Below are 17,279 nucleotides of genomic sequence, written 5' to 3' on the forward strand. Positions count from 1 at the left end.
CGATGATAGCGTGCCTTGGAGCAATGTGGCGCAGCGCTGGAGGCAGACTTAGCGGGCCGGCGCGACTGGCGTCGCTGGCGGCGCGGTGGCCGGTCCGCTGGCGGCCGGGGTGTCCGGCGTGGCCACGGGCTTGCCGCGCCGCGTGCGCTTGTCCGTGCGCGTCTTGCCGGGCTTGGCGTCGTGGATCGGCTTGCCTTTGTTATCGAGCTTGTCGGATTGGTCCGATTGCTGGCCAGGGTCCCTGGCATTGTTGGTGTGGTTGCCCGTCTGGTTCACATTCGTCGTCGACTGGGCTTGCACCCAGGCGCCGCCGACGGTCATCAGGGTGGCGGCCAGCAAGAGAGCGGCGGTTTTCATGGCGGTATCCTGTGAGAAATGAGGTTGAGCTTGCATTCTCACACAGGAGTCCGTCCGCACGGGTAGGACGCCGCCTCATGGCCGTGTCGGCTATTTGCTTCAGATCAACGGAACTGTTCCGTCGAGATATCGAAGCGCTTGAGCTTGTCGTACAGGGTCTTCTTCGGGATATTCAGGCTGGCAGCCGCGTCGATGACGTTGCCATTGTGGCGGCGCAAGGCTTCCTCGATGATGGAAATTTCGAAGGTGTCGACTTGTTCGGCCAAGGATGCTTCTCGGCAGCCTGCCGGGCTCAGGGTGTCGTCGAGCAGGCCCAGCACGAAGCGGTCGGCCACATTGTGCAGCTCGCGCACATTGCCGGCCCAGCGCTGCGCCATCAGCGAGGCGATCAGTTCGCCGCTGACGAGGGCGGCCGGCTGGCCGTAGCGCAAGGCTGCCTGCAGCACGAAGAACTCGAACAGCAGCGGGATATCTTCGCGCCGGTTGCGCAGCGCGGGCAGGGTCAGGCTGGCCACGTTCAGGCGGTAATACAGGTCGGGCCGGAATTTCCCTTGTTCGGCCAGCACATTCAAGTCTTCCTTGGCGGCGGCGATGACACGGAAATTGACGGAAATCAATTTATTGGAACCGAGCCGCTCCACTTGGCGTTCCTGCAGCACGCGCAGCAGTTTCACTTGCAGGGCCAGCGGCATGCTTTCGATTTCGTCTAAAAACAAAGTGCCGCCGTTGGCGTACTCGATCTTGCCGATGCGCTGGCGCTGCGCGCCCGTGAATGCCCCTTCTTCGTGGCCGAACAGTTCCGATTCGAAGATCGATTCGGGCAGGGCGCCGCAGTTGATGGCCACGAACGGGTGGTCGCGCCGCTCGCTGAAATCGTGCAGGCAGCGGGCGATGAGTTCCTTGCCGGTCCCCGTTTCGCCGAGGATGATGATGTCGGCCGATTTCGGCGCCAGGTTCAGCACCAGCTGGCGCACCTTGGCCATGGCCGCGCTGCGCCCGACGATGCGCGCCTCGATGCCGACCCGCTGTTCGAGCTGGCGGCGCAAGTTCATGTTTTCCAGCACCAAATGGCGTTTATCCAGGGCGCGGCGGCACACTTCCACCAGCAAGTCGGCGGAAAACGGTTTTTCGATGAAATCGTAGGCGCCACGGCGCATGGCGCCCACGGCCATCGACACGTCGCCGTGGCCCGTGACGAGGATGACGGGCAGGCTGGCATCCTGCGCCACGGCGATATCGAGCAGTTTCAAGCCATCCATGCCGGGCAGCTTGATATCGCTCAATAAAATGCCCGCAAATTCCGGCACTAGGTAGGGCAGCGCTTCTTCGGCCGTGGCGACGGCGGTCACTTGCAAGCCCGCCAGTTCCAGCGATTGCCGCGCGCCCTTGCGCACGACCGCGTCGTCTTCCACCAGCAGCACTTGCATGCCTTCAAAATTATTCTCGTGCATCGGGTGTTTCCTCTGTCTCTTTATTCTTTTCCCCCGGGGCGCAGCTCAGGGTGATGGTAAATTGCGCGCCGCCCCCTTCCTGCGCGCTGCGGTTGCGCACGGCCAATGCGCTGCCGGCCGCGCGCAGTATGCCAGCGCTGATCGACAATCCCAAGCCCAGCCCGTGTTCCTTGGTGGTATAGAAGGGGTCGAAAATCTTGTCCAGCGAAGCGAGCGGAATGCCGGGGCCATTATCGGTGATATGCAGCACGGCGAGGTCGCCTTCGCGGCGCACCTGGAACCAGATTTGCACGGGCTCGTTTTCCGGCACGGCATCCATGGCGTTCGTGATCAGATTGGTAAACACCTGTTCCAGGCCAATGGCGTTGCACAGCACGATGATGTCGTCCTCCAGCCAGCTTTCATGCAGGGTCAGGCGCTGCGAATGCTTGCGCGTGCGGATTTGCAGCATGGTTTGCGCAAACGCCTGGCGCACGCTGACGGGTTTGCGGGCATCGTCGCTGCGCCGCGCAAAGCCTTTCAGTTGCGACGTCACATAGCCGAGACGCTTGACGAGGTCGGAAATGGTCGACAGGTTGTCGAGCGCGTCGTCGATGCGCCCGCGCGCCAGGAACACCTTGGCATTGTCGGAAAAGGTTTGCAGGGCGGCCAGCGGCTGGTTCAGCTCGTGCGTGACGCCGGCCGCCATCTGGCCGATGGCCGCCAGCTTGCCGCTTTGCACCAATTCCGCCTGGGCATAGCGCAGGGTCTGCTCAGCCCGCTCGCGCTCGGCCACTTCCGCCTGCAGGCGGCCGTTCGCATGCACGAGGTCGGCCGTGCGCTGCTCGACCTTGATTTCCAGCTGTTCATAGGCGCGCGCCAGCGTCTGTTGCGCATTGAGCTTGTCGGCGATGCGGCGCCGGCGCTGGCGCGCATACATCAGGGCCAGCAGCAGCAAGGCCCAGCCCAGCGCGGCGGCGATGGCCGCGTTGCGCGCCGCCTCGTCGACCTGGTCGAGCTCGGCCAGCACGGTGATCTGCCATTGCAGCGGGCCCAGAGCGCGGTTCACGGCCAGATAGTCGGCGCTGCCGGACAGGGCGGGCGTATCGCCCGTCTGCGGACGTTCCAGCGTCATCACGCTGGCGCCGTCGGCAAACTGGCGCCGCAACCGGTGCGGCAAGATGGGCAGATTTTCCTGCAGGAACTGGCGCTGCGCGCTGATATCGTTCTTCGCGGCCGGCGCCAGGGGCGCCAGGGTCTTGAACTTGAAGGCGGGCGTGGTGGCCAGGATCAGCACGCCATTTGCATCCTTGACCCAGATCTGTTCGCCGGCGCCGGGCGTGCGCCACGATTGCTCGATCCAGTCCAGGTTGACCTTGGCGGCGACGATGCCGATGATGCGCCCGTTGCGCTGCACGGGTTGCGAAATGAAATAGCCGGCCTCGAAGGTGGAAGCGCCGATGCCGTAGAAGCGGCCGATGCCGCCCGCGATCGCATCCTTGAAGTAGGGCCGGAAACCGTAGTTGACGCCCACATACGAGCTGCGGTCTTGCCAGTTGCTCGATGCCAGGGTCGTGCCCTTGTCGTCGAGCACGTAGACGGCAAAGGCGCCCGCGCGGCGGTTCATGTCGACCAGGTAGGCGTTGATCTGCGTGACCTTGTCGGCGCTGGGCTGTTCCAGCAATTGCGCCACGGCATCGCTCTGGGCCACGGCCAGGGGCAGGAATTCGTACTTGTTGAGGGCGCCGCCGATGGACGCCGCATACAGTTCCGCGCGCGAATCGAGGGTGCGGTGCAATTCATCGAGCTGGCGCTGCTTGACCCAGGCATACGACGCCCACGTCAGCACGACCAGCGATCCCACGGCCAGCAGGGGGCCGAGCGCGGGTCTCAGGGTCCATTTGCCGAATGCCATGGTGCTCCGTGTGTCGGGTTAAGCTTGCGTGTGCCGCAAAGAAGGAATGGTAGTGTACGGCGGGATTCACCCGAATGGGTGAATCCTGATTTACGACTGACATGCAAAGTTGCAGTGTCTGACAAAACCGTAGCGAGCGGAAGGGAGAGGTGGCCGAGAAGCGGAACCGTACTCTAGTACGGTGAGCATCGCAGGCCGCCTATACCGACGCGCAGTAGGTTTGGTCAGACACCACTAATCAGCGGTGCTGGCCATGGTCTCGGCGTTATGATGACGCTGTTGCTCTTCCATCACCATCTCGCCCAGCATGCGCTTCAGGCGGTTGAACTCCGGGTCGCTCGGGTCGCGCGGGCGGGGCAGTTCGATGGCCACGTCGCGCTTGATGGTGCCGGGACGGTAGGTCATGACGATGGTGCGGTCTGCCAGGTAGATCGATTCCTCGATCGAGTGCGTGACGAACACGATGGTGGTGCCGAAGACTTTCCAGATTTTCAGCAATTCATCTTGCAGGTTGCGCCGCGTCAAGGCGTCCAGCGCGCCGAACGGTTCATCCATCAGCATGATGGGCGAATCGAGGGCCAGCACGCGGGCAATCGCCACGCGCTGGCGCATGCCGCCCGACAAGTCTTTCGGGTAGCGGGCACGGAATTCCGTCAAGCCCAGCATGCTCAGCAGCATGTCGACCCGTTCCTTGATTTCGGCCGGCGTCTTGCCGGCGATTTCCAGGCCGAAAGCGATATTGCTTTCGATGGTCATCCAGGGGAACAGCGCATATTCCTGGAACACCATGCCGCGGTCGGGACCGGGTTCGGTGATCAGCTTGCCGCCGGCCAGGATCTGGCCCGAGGTCGGTTGCGAAAAGCCGGCGATGGCGTTGAGCAGGGTCGACTTGCCGCAGCCGGACGGTCCCAGCAGGCAAATGAACTCGCCGCTGGCGATTTCCAGGTTGATATCCTTCAGGGCGATGACGTCCGCGCCGCCCGTGGTGAAGATTTTATTGACTGCATTGATATTGATCGTGGTCATGGCCGTTCCTCTCAGTGTTCCAGGCCGCGGTGCCACTGCAGCAAATGATTATTCAGGGCATTCATGGCCATGTCGATGGCCAGGCCGAACAGGCCGATGGTGAACATGCCGGCGATAATCTTGTCAGACCAGAAATATTCGCGCGCTTCCAGGATGCGGAAACCGAGGCCGCTATTGACGGCGATCATTTCCGCCACGATCACGACGATGAAGGCCGTGCCCATGCCGATGCGCGCGCCCGCCAGGATGTAGGGCGTGGCGGCCGGCAGGATGACGCGGCGGAACATGGTCATCTGGCTGGCGCCCAGGTTGCGCGCGGCGCGGATGTAGATGCCGTCGACCTGGCGCACGCCGGCGATGGTATTCATCAGCACGGGGAAGAAGGAGCCGATGCTGATCAGGAAGAAGGCGGGCGGGTTGCCCAGGCCGAACCACAAAATGGCCAGCGGAATGTAGGCGATGGGCGGAATCGGGCGCAGCACCTGCACCAGCGGGTCGAACAGTTTATAGATGGTCTTGTTGGTGCCCATCAGCAAGCCCAGCGGCAATGCCAGGCCGGCGCCGATGGCGAAGCCGCCCAGCACGCGCGACAGGCTGGCCCAGGCGTCATGCGGCAACTCGCCGGAGAACATCCACACCAGGTAATTGCCCGTTTCGGGCGTGTAGGCTTCCATCGGCACCAGGTATTCATACCATTTCACCAGTACGGCCACGGGCGAGGGCAGGATTTGCGGGTTGATCCAGCCGAACGTCGACATGGCTTGCCACAGCAGCAGCACGGCCACGGGCACGGCGGCACCGTGCGCGAAGCGTTTCATCATTTGAATATTCATCGTGATACTTTCAGATTAGCGTGGTCATGGTTAGCGTGGAACATAGGACTTCTTGGCTTTGTCCAGCAGGTCCAGCTTGACCCAATCCTGTGCTGCAGGCGGTTTGGCCATGCGGCCCACGCCGAATTTCACCATGTAATCGGTGGTCAGCTGCACGTGGCTTTGCGTGATGTCTTCCGTGAAGATGGCGTTGTCGATGGCGTCGCGGTAATCCTCGGTGGTGATCTGGTTCTTGAACATCGATTCGCGCACGTATTTTTCCGCCAGTTTCGGGTCGGCCAGGAAGGCGCGCGTGGCGGCGACGAAGCAATCCATGAAGCGCTGGGCCACGGCAGGTTTCTCTTTGTACATCTTTTCCGTCATCACGAGCGCGCGCACGGGCTCGCCCAGCGGCGTGTCGTAAGGCTTGATGATGGCCGCGCCGTATTTCTTGTGGATGGCCTGGGTCGAGTACGGCTCGGACTGGCTCATGACGTCGATATCCTTGGTCAGCAGCGCCTGGTTCAGGTCCGGGTAGCCCATGTACAGGATCTGCACGTCCTTGCCCGGCTTGTCGGACCAGGTCAGCTTGGCCTTGGTCAATTCGGCAAACAGCAGGATTTCCTGCGGGCCGCCGCGCGTGACGCCGACTTTCTTGCCTTTCAGGTCGGCGATGCCCTTGATGTTCAGGTCGGGACGGCCGACGATCTGCACGCCGCCCTTGGCGAAGCCGCCCACCAGGTACACGGGCAAGCCCGTGGCGCGGCCCGTGATGGCCGCTTCCAGCGCGCTGGCGGACACGTCGATTTCACCGGCGATCATGGCCGGCACGATGTCGAGGCCCTTGGCGAAGATGCGCTCTTCAATTTTCAAGTCGTATTTGGGCGCGATTTCCTTCATGTAGGCGACGGCGCCGTAATGGGCGAATTTCAGGTTGCCCAGGCGGACCAGGTCGGCTGCATGGACGGCCAGCGGGAATTGCGCGGCCAGTGCGACGGCGACGGTCAGTGCCTTGGTGTTCAGGAAGGACGAGATGCGGAAGGTGCGTGCCATGCTGTTGTCTCCAAAAGGTAGATGGTTTTATATAGTGGGTCGGGCTGCCGCTCTGACGGCGGTTATGAAAATATAAAAGCATCTTCCGTGCCAGTGGAGCGCATTTTGACATTTATTGCAAGTGATTGTTTATAAAGGTTTAATTTGAATCTAGTGAAAATGGGAAATGGCGAGATTCCGTCTTTCCGCACGACGAGGGGAAAGGCTGTGCGGATTGCCGCATTCTCGGAGCCGCATGCCGGTGAACCTTCAGGGCGTGGCCGACTCCAATCGTAAAAAAACGCGTTGCAAACAGGCTGGCAACGCGTAACTCCCCCGTGGAGTAGGGGTGGCGCCGCGCGGGCGCCCGTCTGAGGTCGTGTGCCGGCCTCGACTGTAGGCTTTACTTCGGCGCCGTGGCCGGCGGCAGGGCGGGCGCGGTGGCGGGATCGGTCAGCGGCGCAGGCGGCGTCGTGCTGCCGGAACCCGCGTCCGGCATGGCTGGCGTGACGGGGGCAGGCATCACTTGCGGGGTGGAAGCGGGATTGGGCGCCGTTTCGGGCAGGGGCGGCTCGGCCGGTTTCTTACAGGCGGACAGGGTGACAAGCAAGGCGGCGGCCAACAGGGCGGGCATTTTCATGATGTTTCCTTTGCAAGGGTCGAAGATTCGCGATGCGGGCGGCAGGCGCCGCGCGCGAAGCTTGAATTTATTGCAATGGCGTTTCCGCTTCTGTTCGCTATTTCACTTTGCGCCACGAATGGCGGCACAGGCTCGTCATGCCGGGTTTTTAGATGTCTTTTTTAGATGTCACGAGAGAAAGAATTCAATAGGGCAATATTTTTCACTTTCTTGCTTCTAATGTTCGTTAACGCACAGACCGCAGCCGCCGACACGGGCATTCTGTGCCCAGACGCTCAGGATTCGTGGTGTTCTGGTATAAAAATTGCCAAGAACTTAACAATCCGGGCTACCGGCAATCGTTTAAAAGGAGTATTCAAATGCATGCAATGACTCAGTCTCACGTGAAGAGCGAATTAAAGGCAGCGCACCAGGAACTTCGTAGCCCCGAAAAAGGCTCGCAAATGGTAGAACGCGCAGCACCTATCCCCCCGGAACGCATGAATCCCATTTCCATGGCACCGATCGAGCGCGTGCGTTCGACGTCGGCCACCCTGCGCCGCATCGAAAACATGCAAAAGCTGATCGGCGAATTGTCGCTGCACGAGATGCTGGCCGACGAAATCGCCTGGTTCCTCAAGTTTTCGCCATCGGGCGCCCGCAAATACATCCGCGACCTGCGCGAAGCGGGCGTGATCGAACTGGCCCGCTACATCGAAGGCACCGCCACCTACCTGGGCAAGGCAGTGTACCAGCTGACGCCAGACCCTGAGCGCGTGCGCGCCTTCCTGGCCGCCATCGTCCAGCCAAAACGCGAAGGCGCGCCACCGCGCAAGGATCGTCCAGGCTTGCGCGAGCAAAGCATGGCAGGCAGCGGCCGTCACTTCCACATCCTGGCCGATGACACGCATTACGCCATCCGCGTCAACCGTGGTCCCGTGACGCGCGATCCGCTGGTCGCCGCCCTGTTTGGTGCGCCGCAGCAAAAGGCTGCCGAGTAATACGGCGCTTGAACGGCCGCCTGGCGGCTGGCGGGCGTCGCTTGTAGTTCGTATTATCAGACGCATGTCGAAAGCCGGGTTGCGACCCGGCTTTTGGCGTTGTGCCGAACCATCCGAGGTGAGTCGATTGAACGTGGTCTGATTGAAAAGACTGCAAGCATCCCCATGTGGGCTGGACTGCTGCCCGCGCCGTGCGGGTTCACTTGAAGGAGCTTGTCCTTGTCTGCCTACGCCGTGTTCTCCTGCATTGCTCTTATTGTTCTGAAACGGGCCGCCGCATGAACCCGCTGCTGTGGATCGCCCTCGTCACGGCGGCCATCGTCTTTTCGCTGTGGTTCCCCCGCTGGCGTTTGAAGCGTGCCTTGGCGAAACCCTTGCCGGCAGAAGGCTTGGCCGTGCTGGAAAACAATATCCCCGTCTATCAGCATATGCCGGCGCCGCTGCAGGAGCAGTTGCGCCGCCTCGTCGTGCAATTCCTGTATCAAAAGAAATTCGTCGGCTGCGGCGGCCTGGAAATCACGGACGAGATGCGCTACACCATCGCCGGCCAGGCTTGTTTGCTGCTGCTGAACCGCCAGACGCAGGTGTATCCCGAACTCGACACCATCCTCGTGTATCCCACGGAATTCATCGTCACGCGCAATGAAGTGGGGCCGGGCGGCGTGGTGACGCCGTCGGCGAATGGCTTGCTGGGCGAATCCTGGGGCGATGGCCGCGTGGTGCTGGCCTGGGACCACGTACAGCGGGGCGCGGCCGACTGGAGCGATGGCCACAATGTCGTGCTGCATGAATTTGCCCACCAGCTCGACAGCGAATCGGGCGCCGCGAATGGCGCGCCCTACCTGCCCAGCGTGTCGAGCTACCGCAGCTGGGCCACCGTGCTGTCGCGCGACTTCGACAACCTGCGCCACGACGCCATGTACCAGCAGCAAAGCGTGATGGACCATTACGGCGCCACCAATCCCGCCGAATTCTTTGCCGTGGCCACGGAAACCTTCTTTGAAAAGCCGTACCAGATGGCGGAACACCATGAAGAACTGTATGCGCAATTCTTGCAGTACTACAAGGTCGACCCGCGCGACTGGATGGCGCCGCCCGTGGAACCCGAACACATAGCCTCGCCATTCCCCAACTACGCACCGCACTGGTAAGTCTGGCTTTAACTCGACGATATCAGCCTAGCAGCCGCTGTTTCAGCGCGGGATAGCTGCTGCGCGACACGGGGATGCCCGTGCTCGTCTGCGTGTCGAGCGCGTATTTGCCGCCCGCGCCGATCTGCAGCCGCTTGAAGCCCAGGCTGTTGACGATGTAGGAGCGGTGCACGCGCAGGAAGTGGGGCGGCAGCAGGGCCATGAGCTTGTCGATAGGCAAGTCGTGAAAGCACTGCTCGCCGCTGCACAGCACGATATTGCTGTAGTGGCCATCGGCTTGCACGTGGTCGATGTCGGCCATGGCGATCCATTCCAGTGCCCCCCGTTTCTTGACGGCCAGCGAAGCCGCTTCCGTGTGCCGCCCCGTATAGCGTTGCAGCGCCTTGTGCAGGCGTTCGCGGCTGAAAGGCTTGGCGACGAAATCGAGCACGCCGAATTCGAAGGCCGTGATCGAGCGTTCCGCGTGGGCCGAGACGATGATGGTCTGGAAGCGCGCATCGGCGGCCAGACGCAGCAAATCATAGCCGTCCGCGCCATGCAGGTTCAAATCCAGCAGTAGCAGGTCGATCTGCCCCTGCGCCAGGGCGGCCAGCGCTTGCGGCACATTGTCATGCAGTACGAGATTGCGGAGGCGCGCGCCGAAATGCGCGCGCACTTCGCGTTCGAGGCCTTGCGCGATCAGCGGTTCATCTTCCAGTATCAACACATTCATGGCGCCGCCGGCAAGGTAAAGGTGAGGCGCCAGCCTGCCGGATGCTGTGCGCAGGCATAGTTGGCCGCATCGCCGAACACGGCGTGCAGGCTGGCGCGGATGTACTGTTCGCCCACGCCGCTGCCTGCATGGGGGCGCGCCTCGCCTTCGGGCAGCAGCAAGGTAAGTATTTGCGTTTGCGCATGTTGTGCGATGCGCAGGATAAAGGCCGCGCCGTGGCGGTAGCGGTTGTGGCTGAACGCATTTTCCAGTGCCGTCAGCAACAGGGCGGGCGGCACGGTGATGCCCGCCGCCTCGCCGTCGAGCAGCAGGCTGCACGGCTGCTGCAGCCGCGTGCCCATGATGCTCAGGTAATTCTCGCACAGGGCCAGTTCCTGCGTCAGGGCAATGCTGGGCTGCTGCGCGAATTCGTTGAGCATGCGCAATTCGGCCCCCAGCGCTTCGATGAAGGTTTCGGCCGCCTGCGGCGATTGCGCGTTGAGTTCGCTGATCAGGCTGAGGGAATTCATCAGGAAGTGCGGTTGCATGCTTTTGCGCAAGAGCTGGTTTTCCAGCTGCTGGGCGCGCGCCGCCTTGCTGCGTTCGCGCAATAGCTGCGCCAGCAATTGCGCGCATACAGGCAGCAGCAGGAAGCACACGACGAGGGCGAAGCCGCCTTCGGCAAACTGGCTGCCCGTCAGCAGGAACAGGGCGCACGACGCCAGCGCGATCAAGGTGCCGCCGCGGCTGCCCGGCAGGCGGCGCCACAGGGCGCCCAGGTTGAGCGCCAGGCTCGCCGCCAGGCCCGTCAGAAACATCAGCCAGCAGCGCGCGTCGAAATGCGTGGGCAGCGCGCCGGCCAGCGCGATGCCCGCCAGCAGGACCGCCGCCGCCAGCGGCCAGCGGGGCAGGCGGTAAGCCGTATAAAAATACAGGGGCAGCAAGGCGGAAAACAGCCACGTCAGGGCGCTGACGGCGTACAGGCGCGGCATGTGCGAGGGATAGGCATAGCCGGCAAAGCTGCGCCACAGTTCCGCCACCAGCAGCAGCGCCGCCGCCAGGCACAGCGCCGCAAACATGGCCCAGTGCCGCTGCCGCTGGTACAGTACCGTCAAGGCGAGAAACAGCAGGGCGACGGCGCCCAGCGCCCCGGCCAGCAGCAGTGGCGGCAACCGGTACCAGGCCAGCGCCGCGCGGTAATCGTGCCGGTCGACCAGGTACAGCGCATAGAATGGCGATGCCAGGTGGGCCGGCACCTGCTGCGTCGACAGCAGCAGGCGCAGGTGGTGTGTGCCCATGGCCAATTGCTGCGGCCTCAGGTGGAGGGCGAAATCGACGTCGCCCGCGCGTTCCCCGCTGGCCTGGCGAGCCGGCTGGCCATTGCTGCCGATCAAGACCCCATCGAGCCACAGCTCGCTGGCAGCCAGCGCCGACAGCACCAGCAATTGCGTCGACGACGGCGTGGCGGCCAGGGCGACATCGCGCTCGACGCACAGCAGCTGGCCCGGCCGGACCAGCTGCTGCAGCGAGGCGGGCGCGGAAGGCGTGTTGCCGCAGGTGCGCCAGCCGTCGTCCAGCGAGAGCGGATGCATGGCGCAGGCGAAAGAGGGCAAGGCCAGGCAGCACAGCAGCAGGTAGCGGAAGAGGGAGGGCATGGCGGGCATTGTAGCTGCTCATGTGCTACTCCTTTGCAACATTTTCATCGACGCCGGTGCCGTTCGTGCGGGCCACGTGCATTTCGTGCACGGCCCGCCAACGGCGTGTGGAAGACACTTACCATGCATCAGCGCCGTGCTGTGCACACGGCCCTCACCATGGAATCATGACTATGCAAAGCAGCAAATACTACGGTTTCGCCGGCGCGCTGGCGCTGTTCTGCGGCGTGGCGCAGGCCGCCTCCGCCCCATCCTCTGTTTCACCCGCTGCTCCTTCCGCCGCGCTGGCCGCGCGCCTGGCCGATTTCGACGGCTGGGCGGCCCGGCGCATGGGCGCGGAGCGCATTCCGGGCGTCACCGTCGGTTTCAGCCAGGGCGACGTGGAATGGGTAAAAGGCTACGGCTATGCGGACCTGGAAAACCACGTGCCGGCCACGGCCCAGTCCAGCTACCGGTTGGCGTCCGTCACCAAGCCCATGACGGCGGTGGCCATTTTGCAACTGGTCGAACAGGGCAAGATCGACCTGGATGCGCCCGTGCAAACCTATGTGCCGTATTTTCCCGTCAAGCCGTTTCCCGTGACGGTGCGCCAGTTGCTGGGCCACCTGGGCGGTATCGACGCCTACCGCGACAGCAGGGTGGAACAGCATTTCAAGGAGCACAAGGATACGCGCCAGTCGATCGCCGTCTTCGAGCAGTTCGACCTGATCGCCGAACCGGGCACGCGCTTCCGCTACACCAGCTATGGCTACAACCTGCTGGGCGCCGTCATCGAGGCCGCCTCGGGCGAAAGCTATGGCGGCTACATGCGGCGCCACGTGTGGGGGCCGCTGGGCATGGACGCCACCGTGATGGACGACTCGGACGCCGTGATCGCGCACCGCGTGCGCGGCTACCGGCTAGCCGGCAAGGAGTTGAAGAATTCGGAATTCGTCGACATCAGCAGCCGCTTTTCGGCCGGCGGCACGCGCGCCAGCGTGCCCGACATGCTGGCCTTTGGCCGGGGCGTTCACGCAGGCAAGATCTTGTCGGCGGCCAGCGTGGCCGCCATGGTGCAGCCGATGGCCACGCGCGCGGGCCGCTTGACGAATTACGGCATGGGCTGGGAAATCCTGCCGACGGGCGGGCGCTACGCCATCGCCCACGGCGGCCAGCAGCCGGAAACCGTTACCTACCTGTACAGCTTTCCTTCGCGCAAGCTCACCATCGCCGTCGCCGCCAATCTCGAGCGCGTCAATCCCGAAGCCTTCGTGCAGCGCCTGTTCGAAGTGGTCACGGGTGAACCGTGGCAGCTGAACACGTATATCGCCGACGCGGGCGCGCAGCGCGCCTACCAGGTGGCGCAAGGCCTGTTCGAGGAGGGCCGCGCCTACGCCGAACGCACGGATCAGGCGTATGCCGATGCGGCCGCCACGCGCGCAGCCTTCACGCACATCAACCGGCAAGCGCTGGCGCCCGACGCCCAGGCGGCGCGCGCCTACATCGAGGCGGCCCGCCATCCTGCGGGCGGCCGCGTGTTTCTCGCAGCCGGCGCCAGCATGGCCCGGGCATTGCGCGCATCGGGCGTCGACTTGAATACCTACTCGCGCGGCGGCGCGCTGGCGTTTGCGCGCGACTATGTTCGCTTGTCGCAAGGCGCAAAGGCCGGCACCGTGCCCCGTTTCGATCCCGCCTTCGAGCAAGCCATCGTGGCCCTGGCCGCCAGTTGGGACCGCACGGCCGCCATCGCCTGGCCGGCCGCACCCGCCTCGGCATCTATCGCCGCCCTGGATAGCCGGTTGCGCACGGCCTTCCGCGGCCAGCGCGCCTATCCCGATTTCGTGCCCGAGTTGCTTGATCTGGCGCAAGCGTCGGCCGCGCGCGGCGAGGCGGATTCGGCGCTGGCGGCCAGCCGCCTGGCCGTGGAACTGTATTCCCTCAGCGACCGCGCGCATGCGCTGCACGGCTTGACCTTGTTGCGCGCCGGAAAGACGGAACCCGCCCTCGCGGCCCTGCGCCTGGCGCTGGCCCGCGACCCGCTGGGCGCGGCCAGTCCGGCGGCGCTGAACCTGGAAGCGTACCGCCTGAAAGGCGGCGGCGCCGTGGCGCAAGGCATGGCCGTGCTGCAGACGGCCGCCAGCCTGCATCCGCGCGACGCGAATCTGCAAGACAGCCTGGCCGAGTTTTATGTGGAGCAAGGCTTGCGCCCGCAAGCGCTCGAGGCGTACAGGCAGGCGCTGCAGCTCGACCCCCGCTATCCGGGCGCCGTGGGCGCCAGGGCGGCGATCATCCGCCTGGGCGGCGAGACGAAGGCGCTGGCGCCTTAGTTGGTGCCTTACAACACCTAACAAAACCGTAGCGAGCGGAAGGAAGGCTCGGCGCCCCCGTTGGCTTGAGAAGCGCAACTGTACGAAGGTACGGGGGCGCCGAGCCAGTGAGCATCGCAGACCGCAAATTACGACGCGCAGTAGGTTTTGATAGGTGTTCTTAGATGAATTCTGCATAAGCAAGGGTGAAAAGATTCCTTTTTGGAAATAAGAGCGCTGCGGTCTAATGGCGGCATTCATTGTCCACCAGAGGAATTCCATGCAGACCCGCCTACACTTCGCCGCGCTTCTTTTCACCTCCATCGCCTTCACGCAGGTGGCGCAAGCGGACCAGCTGGCCGCCATCAAGGTGAAGGGCGAGCTGGTCTGCGGCACCCTGGGCACGGACGAGCCGAACAGTTTCATCGACGCCAAGTCGCGCCAGCTGGTCGGCTATGAAGTGGACCTGTGCCGCGCCATCGCCCAGGGCCTGGGCGTCAAGCCGGTGATCAAGCAGCTGGCCGTGGCCGCCCGCATTCCCGAACTGCAGCAGGGCCGCATCGATATCCTGACGGCATCCTTGACGCACAACAAGGAACGCGAAGCGCTGGTCGATTTTTCCCTGTCCACGTTTTACACGGGCCAGCGCGTGCTGGTGAAAAAAAGCAGCAATATCACGACGGTCGCTGGCCTGGCCGGCAAGAAAGTGCTGACCGTCAAGGGCGGCACGCAGGAACCGAATATCCGCAAGGCCGTGCCCGGCGTGGACGTGGTGACGTTCGAGACGGCGGGCCAGGCCTATCTCGGCTTGCAGCAAGGCAAGGGCGTTGGCTATGTCGACGATGAAGTCTCGCTGCTCAACAACTACGCCAAGCTGGGCGCCGCGCAAAAGGATTACATTGTGCTGCCGCAAAACATCAGCCAGGAAGTGTTTGCCTTCGGCATCCGCAAGGGCGAGACGGGCGTGAAAACCGCCGTCGACAAGGTGCTGCGGGAGCTGGAAAAGTCGGGCGAGGCGGAAAAACTGTTCTTCAAATGGTATGGCCCGACGAGCAATGTGAAATTCCAGAAACGCACATTTAAAATTGAATCGGACAAGATCGACGCCTGAACCTTGCCTGACTCTTCCGCATGTTTGATCTGAACTTTTTGCTGGCCGGCGACTACCGCGACTGGTTGCTGTCCGGTTTGCTGCTGTCATTGCGCCTGATGGGCATCACCTTGCTGTTGTCGCTGCCGCTGGCGTGCGGCGTGGCCATGCTGCGCCTGGCGCCGTCGCGCCTGCTCAACGGGCTGGGCGCCGCGTATGTCGAGCTGATCCGCAACGTGCCCTTACTGGCCCACTTCCTGTTCTGGTATTTCGGCGCGCCCGAACTGTTGCCCGACGCCTGGAAGGAGCGCTTGTATGCCGGCAATATCGAAGCCGTCAGTGCCGTCACGGCCCTGACTTTATATACGGCCGCCTACATGGCGGAAGACATCCGCAGCGGCATCCGCGCCATTCCTGCTCAGCAATTCGAGGCGGGCCGGGCGCTGGGCTTTGGCTTTCTCGCCACCATGCGCCTGTGCATCGTGCCGCAAGCCTTGCGCCTGGCCGCACCGCCGCTGCTGTCGCAAACCCTGAACCTGTGGCAAAACACCAGCATCGCCACCGTCATCGGCGTGGCCGAGCTGATGTACCAGACGCAGCGCGTCGAAGCGGCCTCGTTCCGCAGCGTGGAAGCGTTCGTCTTTGCCAGCGCGGCCTATCTGGCCGTTTCCCTGCTGATCGCCAGCCTGGCGGCCTTGCTGCAAAAGAAGGTGTCCTGATGCTGGAACTGATCCACGATTACTGGCTGTATTTCCTCGTTGGCCGCTATCCCGAGGGGCCGCTGGGCGGCCTGGCGCTGACGGTGCTGCTGGCCAGCCTGGCGTTGGTGCTCAGCCTGCCGTTCGGCTTGCTGCTGGGGCTGGCGCGCCTGAGTCCCTGGCGCCTGCTGCGCTGGCCCGTCGCCGCGCTGATCCACGTGGTGCGGGGCATCCCCTTGCTGCTCGTCATCTTCTGGGCGTATTTCTTCCTGCCCAGCATCACCGGCCATGAAAGCGGGCAATTCGGCACCATGCTGGCGGCCCTCGTCATCTTCGACGGCATTTATCTGGCGGAAATCGTGCGCGCCGGCGTGCAAGCCGTGCCGCGCGGACAGGTGGAGGCGGCCCGTTCGCTGGGCTTGAACTATCTGGACAGCATGCGCACGGTCGTGCTGCCGCAGGCGCTGCGCCACATGCTGCCGTCCCTGGTCAACCAGTTCGTCTCGACCATCAAGGAAACCTCGCTGGGATACATCATCGGCCTGGCCGAAGTGTCGTTCATCGCCTCGCAAGTCAATGGCCTGGTGCTGACGAAACCCGTGCAAGTGTATTTCTTGCTGGGCATGACGTACTTTGTTTTATGTTTCAGCCTGTCGCGCGCCGCCTTCTGGCTCGAGCGGCGCCAGGCGCGACTCTTGAAAGCGGCTGCATGATTACCTTTGACAACGTCAACAAATACTATGGCGAGTATCACGCCTTGAGCGGCATCAATGAACACGTCGCCAAGGGCGAGGTGCTGGTGGTGTGCGGGCCGTCCGGTTCCGGCAAATCCACCCTGATCCGCACCATCAACCGGCTGGAGCCGATCGCCTCGGGCCGCATCACGGTGGCGGGCCAGGACATCCACGCGCCGGGGCTGGACGTGAACGCCTTCCGTTCGCATATCGGTTTTGTTTTCCAGCAATTCAACCTGTTTCCGCACCTTTCCGTGCTGGACAATTGCGCGCTGGCGCCGCAGCGCTTGCGCGGCCTGAGCCGCAAGGAAGCGGAAGAGCGGGCGCTGGCCCTGCTGGAACGGGTGGGCCTCGCGCACAAGGCGCGCGCCATGCCAGCGGCCCTGTCGGGCGGGCAGCAGCAGCGCGTGGCGATTGCCCGCGCGCTGGCCATGCAGCCGCCGCTGATGCTGTTCGATGAACCGACCAGCGCGCTGGACCCGGAAATGGTGGGCGAAGTGCTGCAAGTGATGCGCGACCTGGCGCAGGGCGGCATGACGATGGTGTGCGTGACGCATGAAATGGGCTTTGCGCGCGAAGTGGCGGACCGCGTGTGGTTCATGGATCACGGGCAAGTGCTGGAACGGGCCGCGCCCGAGGATTTCTTTGCGCGGCCTCAACATGCGCGCGCACAACAATTCCTGTCGGATATCCGCAGCCCCTTCAGCGCGTCTGCTTGAGTGAGCATATGATTGGGCATGGGAGAAGCGGCTGTGTGCGTAAGCGAACGGTATCCTGGCGTTG

At 63.4% G+C, this 17,279-nt stretch carries 16 protein-coding genes; 7 read left to right on the forward strand and 9 right to left on the reverse strand.

Going from position 1 to position 17,279, the window contains the following annotated elements; genetic code table 11:
- Positions 1–48 precede the first annotated feature (48 nt).
- The 7 genes from O0879_RS23825 to O0879_RS23855 all read right to left on the reverse strand — a co-directional run bounded on the left by O0879_RS23825 (position 49) and on the right by O0879_RS23855 (position 7,212).
- Positions 49–357, reverse strand: coding sequence for a hypothetical protein (locus O0879_RS23825; RefSeq protein ID WP_251350771.1), 309 nt, complete (start codon positions 355–357; stop codon positions 49–51).
- 104 nt (positions 358–461) lie between these two features.
- Positions 462–1,808, reverse strand: a complete 1,347-nt coding sequence (locus O0879_RS23830; protein ID WP_034758888.1) for a sigma-54 dependent transcriptional regulator — start codon at positions 1,806–1,808, stop codon at positions 462–464.
- A complete protein-coding gene (locus tag O0879_RS23835; RefSeq protein ID WP_289919141.1) occupies positions 1,795–3,702 on the reverse strand; it encodes an ATP-binding protein in 1,908 nt (635 codons plus the stop codon). Before O0879_RS23835 ends, O0879_RS23830 begins: the two co-directional genes overlap by 14 nt.
- Positions 3,703–3,936: 234 nt before the next feature.
- Positions 3,937–4,728: an ABC transporter ATP-binding protein gene (locus O0879_RS23840; protein WP_077401587.1), complete on the reverse strand. Its 792-nt coding sequence runs from the start codon at positions 4,726–4,728 to the stop codon at positions 3,937–3,939.
- Positions 4,729–4,739: 11 nt separating this feature from the next.
- A complete protein-coding gene (locus tag O0879_RS23845; protein WP_099380440.1) occupies positions 4,740–5,561 on the reverse strand; it encodes an ABC transporter permease in 822 nt (273 codons plus the stop codon).
- Between the two features lie 30 nt (positions 5,562–5,591).
- Positions 5,592–6,593 (reverse strand): ABC transporter substrate-binding protein, encoded by a 1,002-nt coding sequence (locus O0879_RS23850; protein ID WP_289906482.1) that lies wholly within the window; start codon positions 6,591–6,593, stop codon positions 5,592–5,594.
- A gap of 382 nt (positions 6,594–6,975) precedes the next feature.
- On the reverse strand, positions 6,976–7,212 hold the full coding sequence (locus O0879_RS23855) for a hypothetical protein (RefSeq protein WP_289899237.1): 237 nt from the start codon (positions 7,210–7,212) through the stop codon (positions 6,976–6,978).
- 479 nt (positions 7,213–7,691) lie between these two features.
- Between O0879_RS23855 and O0879_RS23860 the strand changes: the two genes are divergently transcribed.
- Both O0879_RS23860 and O0879_RS23865 read left to right on the forward strand, forming a co-directional pair.
- Positions 7,692–8,192 (forward strand): winged helix-turn-helix domain-containing protein, encoded by a 501-nt coding sequence (locus tag O0879_RS23860; RefSeq protein WP_010396453.1) that lies wholly within the window; start codon positions 7,692–7,694, stop codon positions 8,190–8,192.
- A 278-nt stretch (positions 8,193–8,470) separates the two neighbouring features.
- Positions 8,471–9,343: a M90 family metallopeptidase gene (locus O0879_RS23865; protein WP_289919142.1), complete on the forward strand. Its 873-nt coding sequence runs from the start codon at positions 8,471–8,473 to the stop codon at positions 9,341–9,343.
- A gap of 22 nt (positions 9,344–9,365) precedes the next feature.
- Here O0879_RS23865 and O0879_RS23870 read toward each other — a convergent pair whose 3' ends face one another.
- Positions 9,366–10,055 carry a LytTR family DNA-binding domain-containing protein gene (locus tag O0879_RS23870; protein WP_289919143.1) on the reverse strand — a complete coding sequence of 230 codons (690 nt, stop codon included), beginning with the start codon at positions 10,053–10,055 and terminating at the stop codon, positions 9,366–9,368.
- Positions 10,052–11,689: a sensor histidine kinase gene (locus O0879_RS23875; protein ID WP_289919144.1), complete on the reverse strand. Its 1,638-nt coding sequence runs from the start codon at positions 11,687–11,689 to the stop codon at positions 10,052–10,054. Before O0879_RS23875 ends, O0879_RS23870 begins: the two co-directional genes overlap by 4 nt.
- 167 nt (positions 11,690–11,856) lie before the next feature.
- Between O0879_RS23875 and O0879_RS23880 the strand changes: the two genes are divergently transcribed.
- The 5 genes from O0879_RS23880 to O0879_RS23900 all read left to right on the forward strand — a co-directional run bounded on the left by O0879_RS23880 (position 11,857) and on the right by O0879_RS23900 (position 17,215).
- Positions 11,857–13,995, forward strand: a complete 2,139-nt coding sequence (locus tag O0879_RS23880; protein ID WP_289919145.1) for a serine hydrolase — start codon at positions 11,857–11,859, stop codon at positions 13,993–13,995.
- 259 nt (positions 13,996–14,254) lie between these two features.
- Positions 14,255–15,085: a transporter substrate-binding domain-containing protein gene (locus O0879_RS23885; RefSeq protein ID WP_289919146.1), complete on the forward strand. Its 831-nt coding sequence runs from the start codon at positions 14,255–14,257 to the stop codon at positions 15,083–15,085.
- A 20-nt stretch (positions 15,086–15,105) separates the two neighbouring features.
- Complete coding sequence (locus tag O0879_RS23890; RefSeq protein WP_289919147.1) at positions 15,106–15,783, forward strand: amino acid ABC transporter permease; 678 nt, start codon at positions 15,106–15,108, stop codon at positions 15,781–15,783.
- Complete coding sequence (locus tag O0879_RS23895) at positions 15,783–16,475, forward strand: amino acid ABC transporter permease (protein ID WP_289919148.1); 693 nt, start codon at positions 15,783–15,785, stop codon at positions 16,473–16,475. The genes O0879_RS23890 and O0879_RS23895 overlap by 1 nt, the downstream gene beginning before the upstream one ends.
- Positions 16,472–17,215, forward strand: a complete 744-nt coding sequence (locus O0879_RS23900) for an amino acid ABC transporter ATP-binding protein (RefSeq protein ID WP_099664867.1) — start codon at positions 16,472–16,474, stop codon at positions 17,213–17,215. Before O0879_RS23895 ends, O0879_RS23900 begins: the two co-directional genes overlap by 4 nt.
- Positions 17,216–17,279: the final 64 nt, after the last annotated feature.

This window comes from Janthinobacterium sp. SUN120 (assembly GCF_030397735.1).
Lineage (GTDB): Bacteria > Pseudomonadota > Gammaproteobacteria > Burkholderiales > Burkholderiaceae_D > Janthinobacterium > Janthinobacterium kumbetense.

What these genes read in the sequence shown, in the direction of transcription:
- O0879_RS23870 (WP_289919143.1), bottom strand. Translation starts at nt 10,055, where the DNA reads ATGAATGTGTTGATACTGGAAGATGAACCGCTGATCGCGCAAGGCCTC.
- O0879_RS23895 (WP_289919148.1), top strand. Translation starts at nt 15,783, where the DNA reads ATGCTGGAACTGATCCACGATTACTGGCTGTATTTCCTCGTTGGCCGC.
- O0879_RS23850 (WP_289906482.1), bottom strand. Translation starts at nt 6,593, where the DNA reads ATGGCACGCACCTTCCGCATCTCGTCCTTCCTGAACACCAAGGCACTG.
- O0879_RS23830 (WP_034758888.1), bottom strand. Translation starts at nt 1,808, where the DNA reads ATGCACGAGAATAATTTTGAAGGCATGCAAGTGCTGCTGGTGGAAGAC.
- O0879_RS23825 (WP_251350771.1), bottom strand. Translation starts at nt 357, where the DNA reads ATGAAAACCGCCGCTCTCTTGCTGGCCGCCACCCTGATGACCGTCGGC.
- O0879_RS23875 (WP_289919144.1), bottom strand. Translation starts at nt 11,689, where the DNA reads ATGCCCTCCCTCTTCCGCTACCTGCTGCTGTGCTGCCTGGCCTTGCCC.
- O0879_RS23885 (WP_289919146.1), top strand. Translation starts at nt 14,255, where the DNA reads ATGCAGACCCGCCTACACTTCGCCGCGCTTCTTTTCACCTCCATCGCC.
- O0879_RS23855 (WP_289899237.1), bottom strand. Translation starts at nt 7,212, where the DNA reads ATGAAAATGCCCGCCCTGTTGGCCGCCGCCTTGCTTGTCACCCTGTCC.
- O0879_RS23880 (WP_289919145.1), top strand. Translation starts at nt 11,857, where the DNA reads ATGACTATGCAAAGCAGCAAATACTACGGTTTCGCCGGCGCGCTGGCG.
- O0879_RS23835 (WP_289919141.1), bottom strand. Translation starts at nt 3,702, where the DNA reads ATGGCATTCGGCAAATGGACCCTGAGACCCGCGCTCGGCCCCCTGCTG.
- O0879_RS23860 (WP_010396453.1), top strand. Translation starts at nt 7,692, where the DNA reads ATGAATCCCATTTCCATGGCACCGATCGAGCGCGTGCGTTCGACGTCG.
- O0879_RS23865 (WP_289919142.1), top strand. Translation starts at nt 8,471, where the DNA reads ATGAACCCGCTGCTGTGGATCGCCCTCGTCACGGCGGCCATCGTCTTT.
- O0879_RS23900 (WP_099664867.1), top strand. Translation starts at nt 16,472, where the DNA reads ATGATTACCTTTGACAACGTCAACAAATACTATGGCGAGTATCACGCC.
- O0879_RS23890 (WP_289919147.1), top strand. Translation starts at nt 15,106, where the DNA reads ATGTTTGATCTGAACTTTTTGCTGGCCGGCGACTACCGCGACTGGTTG.
- O0879_RS23840 (WP_077401587.1), bottom strand. Translation starts at nt 4,728, where the DNA reads ATGACCACGATCAATATCAATGCAGTCAATAAAATCTTCACCACGGGC.
- O0879_RS23845 (WP_099380440.1), bottom strand. Translation starts at nt 5,561, where the DNA reads ATGAATATTCAAATGATGAAACGCTTCGCGCACGGTGCCGCCGTGCCC.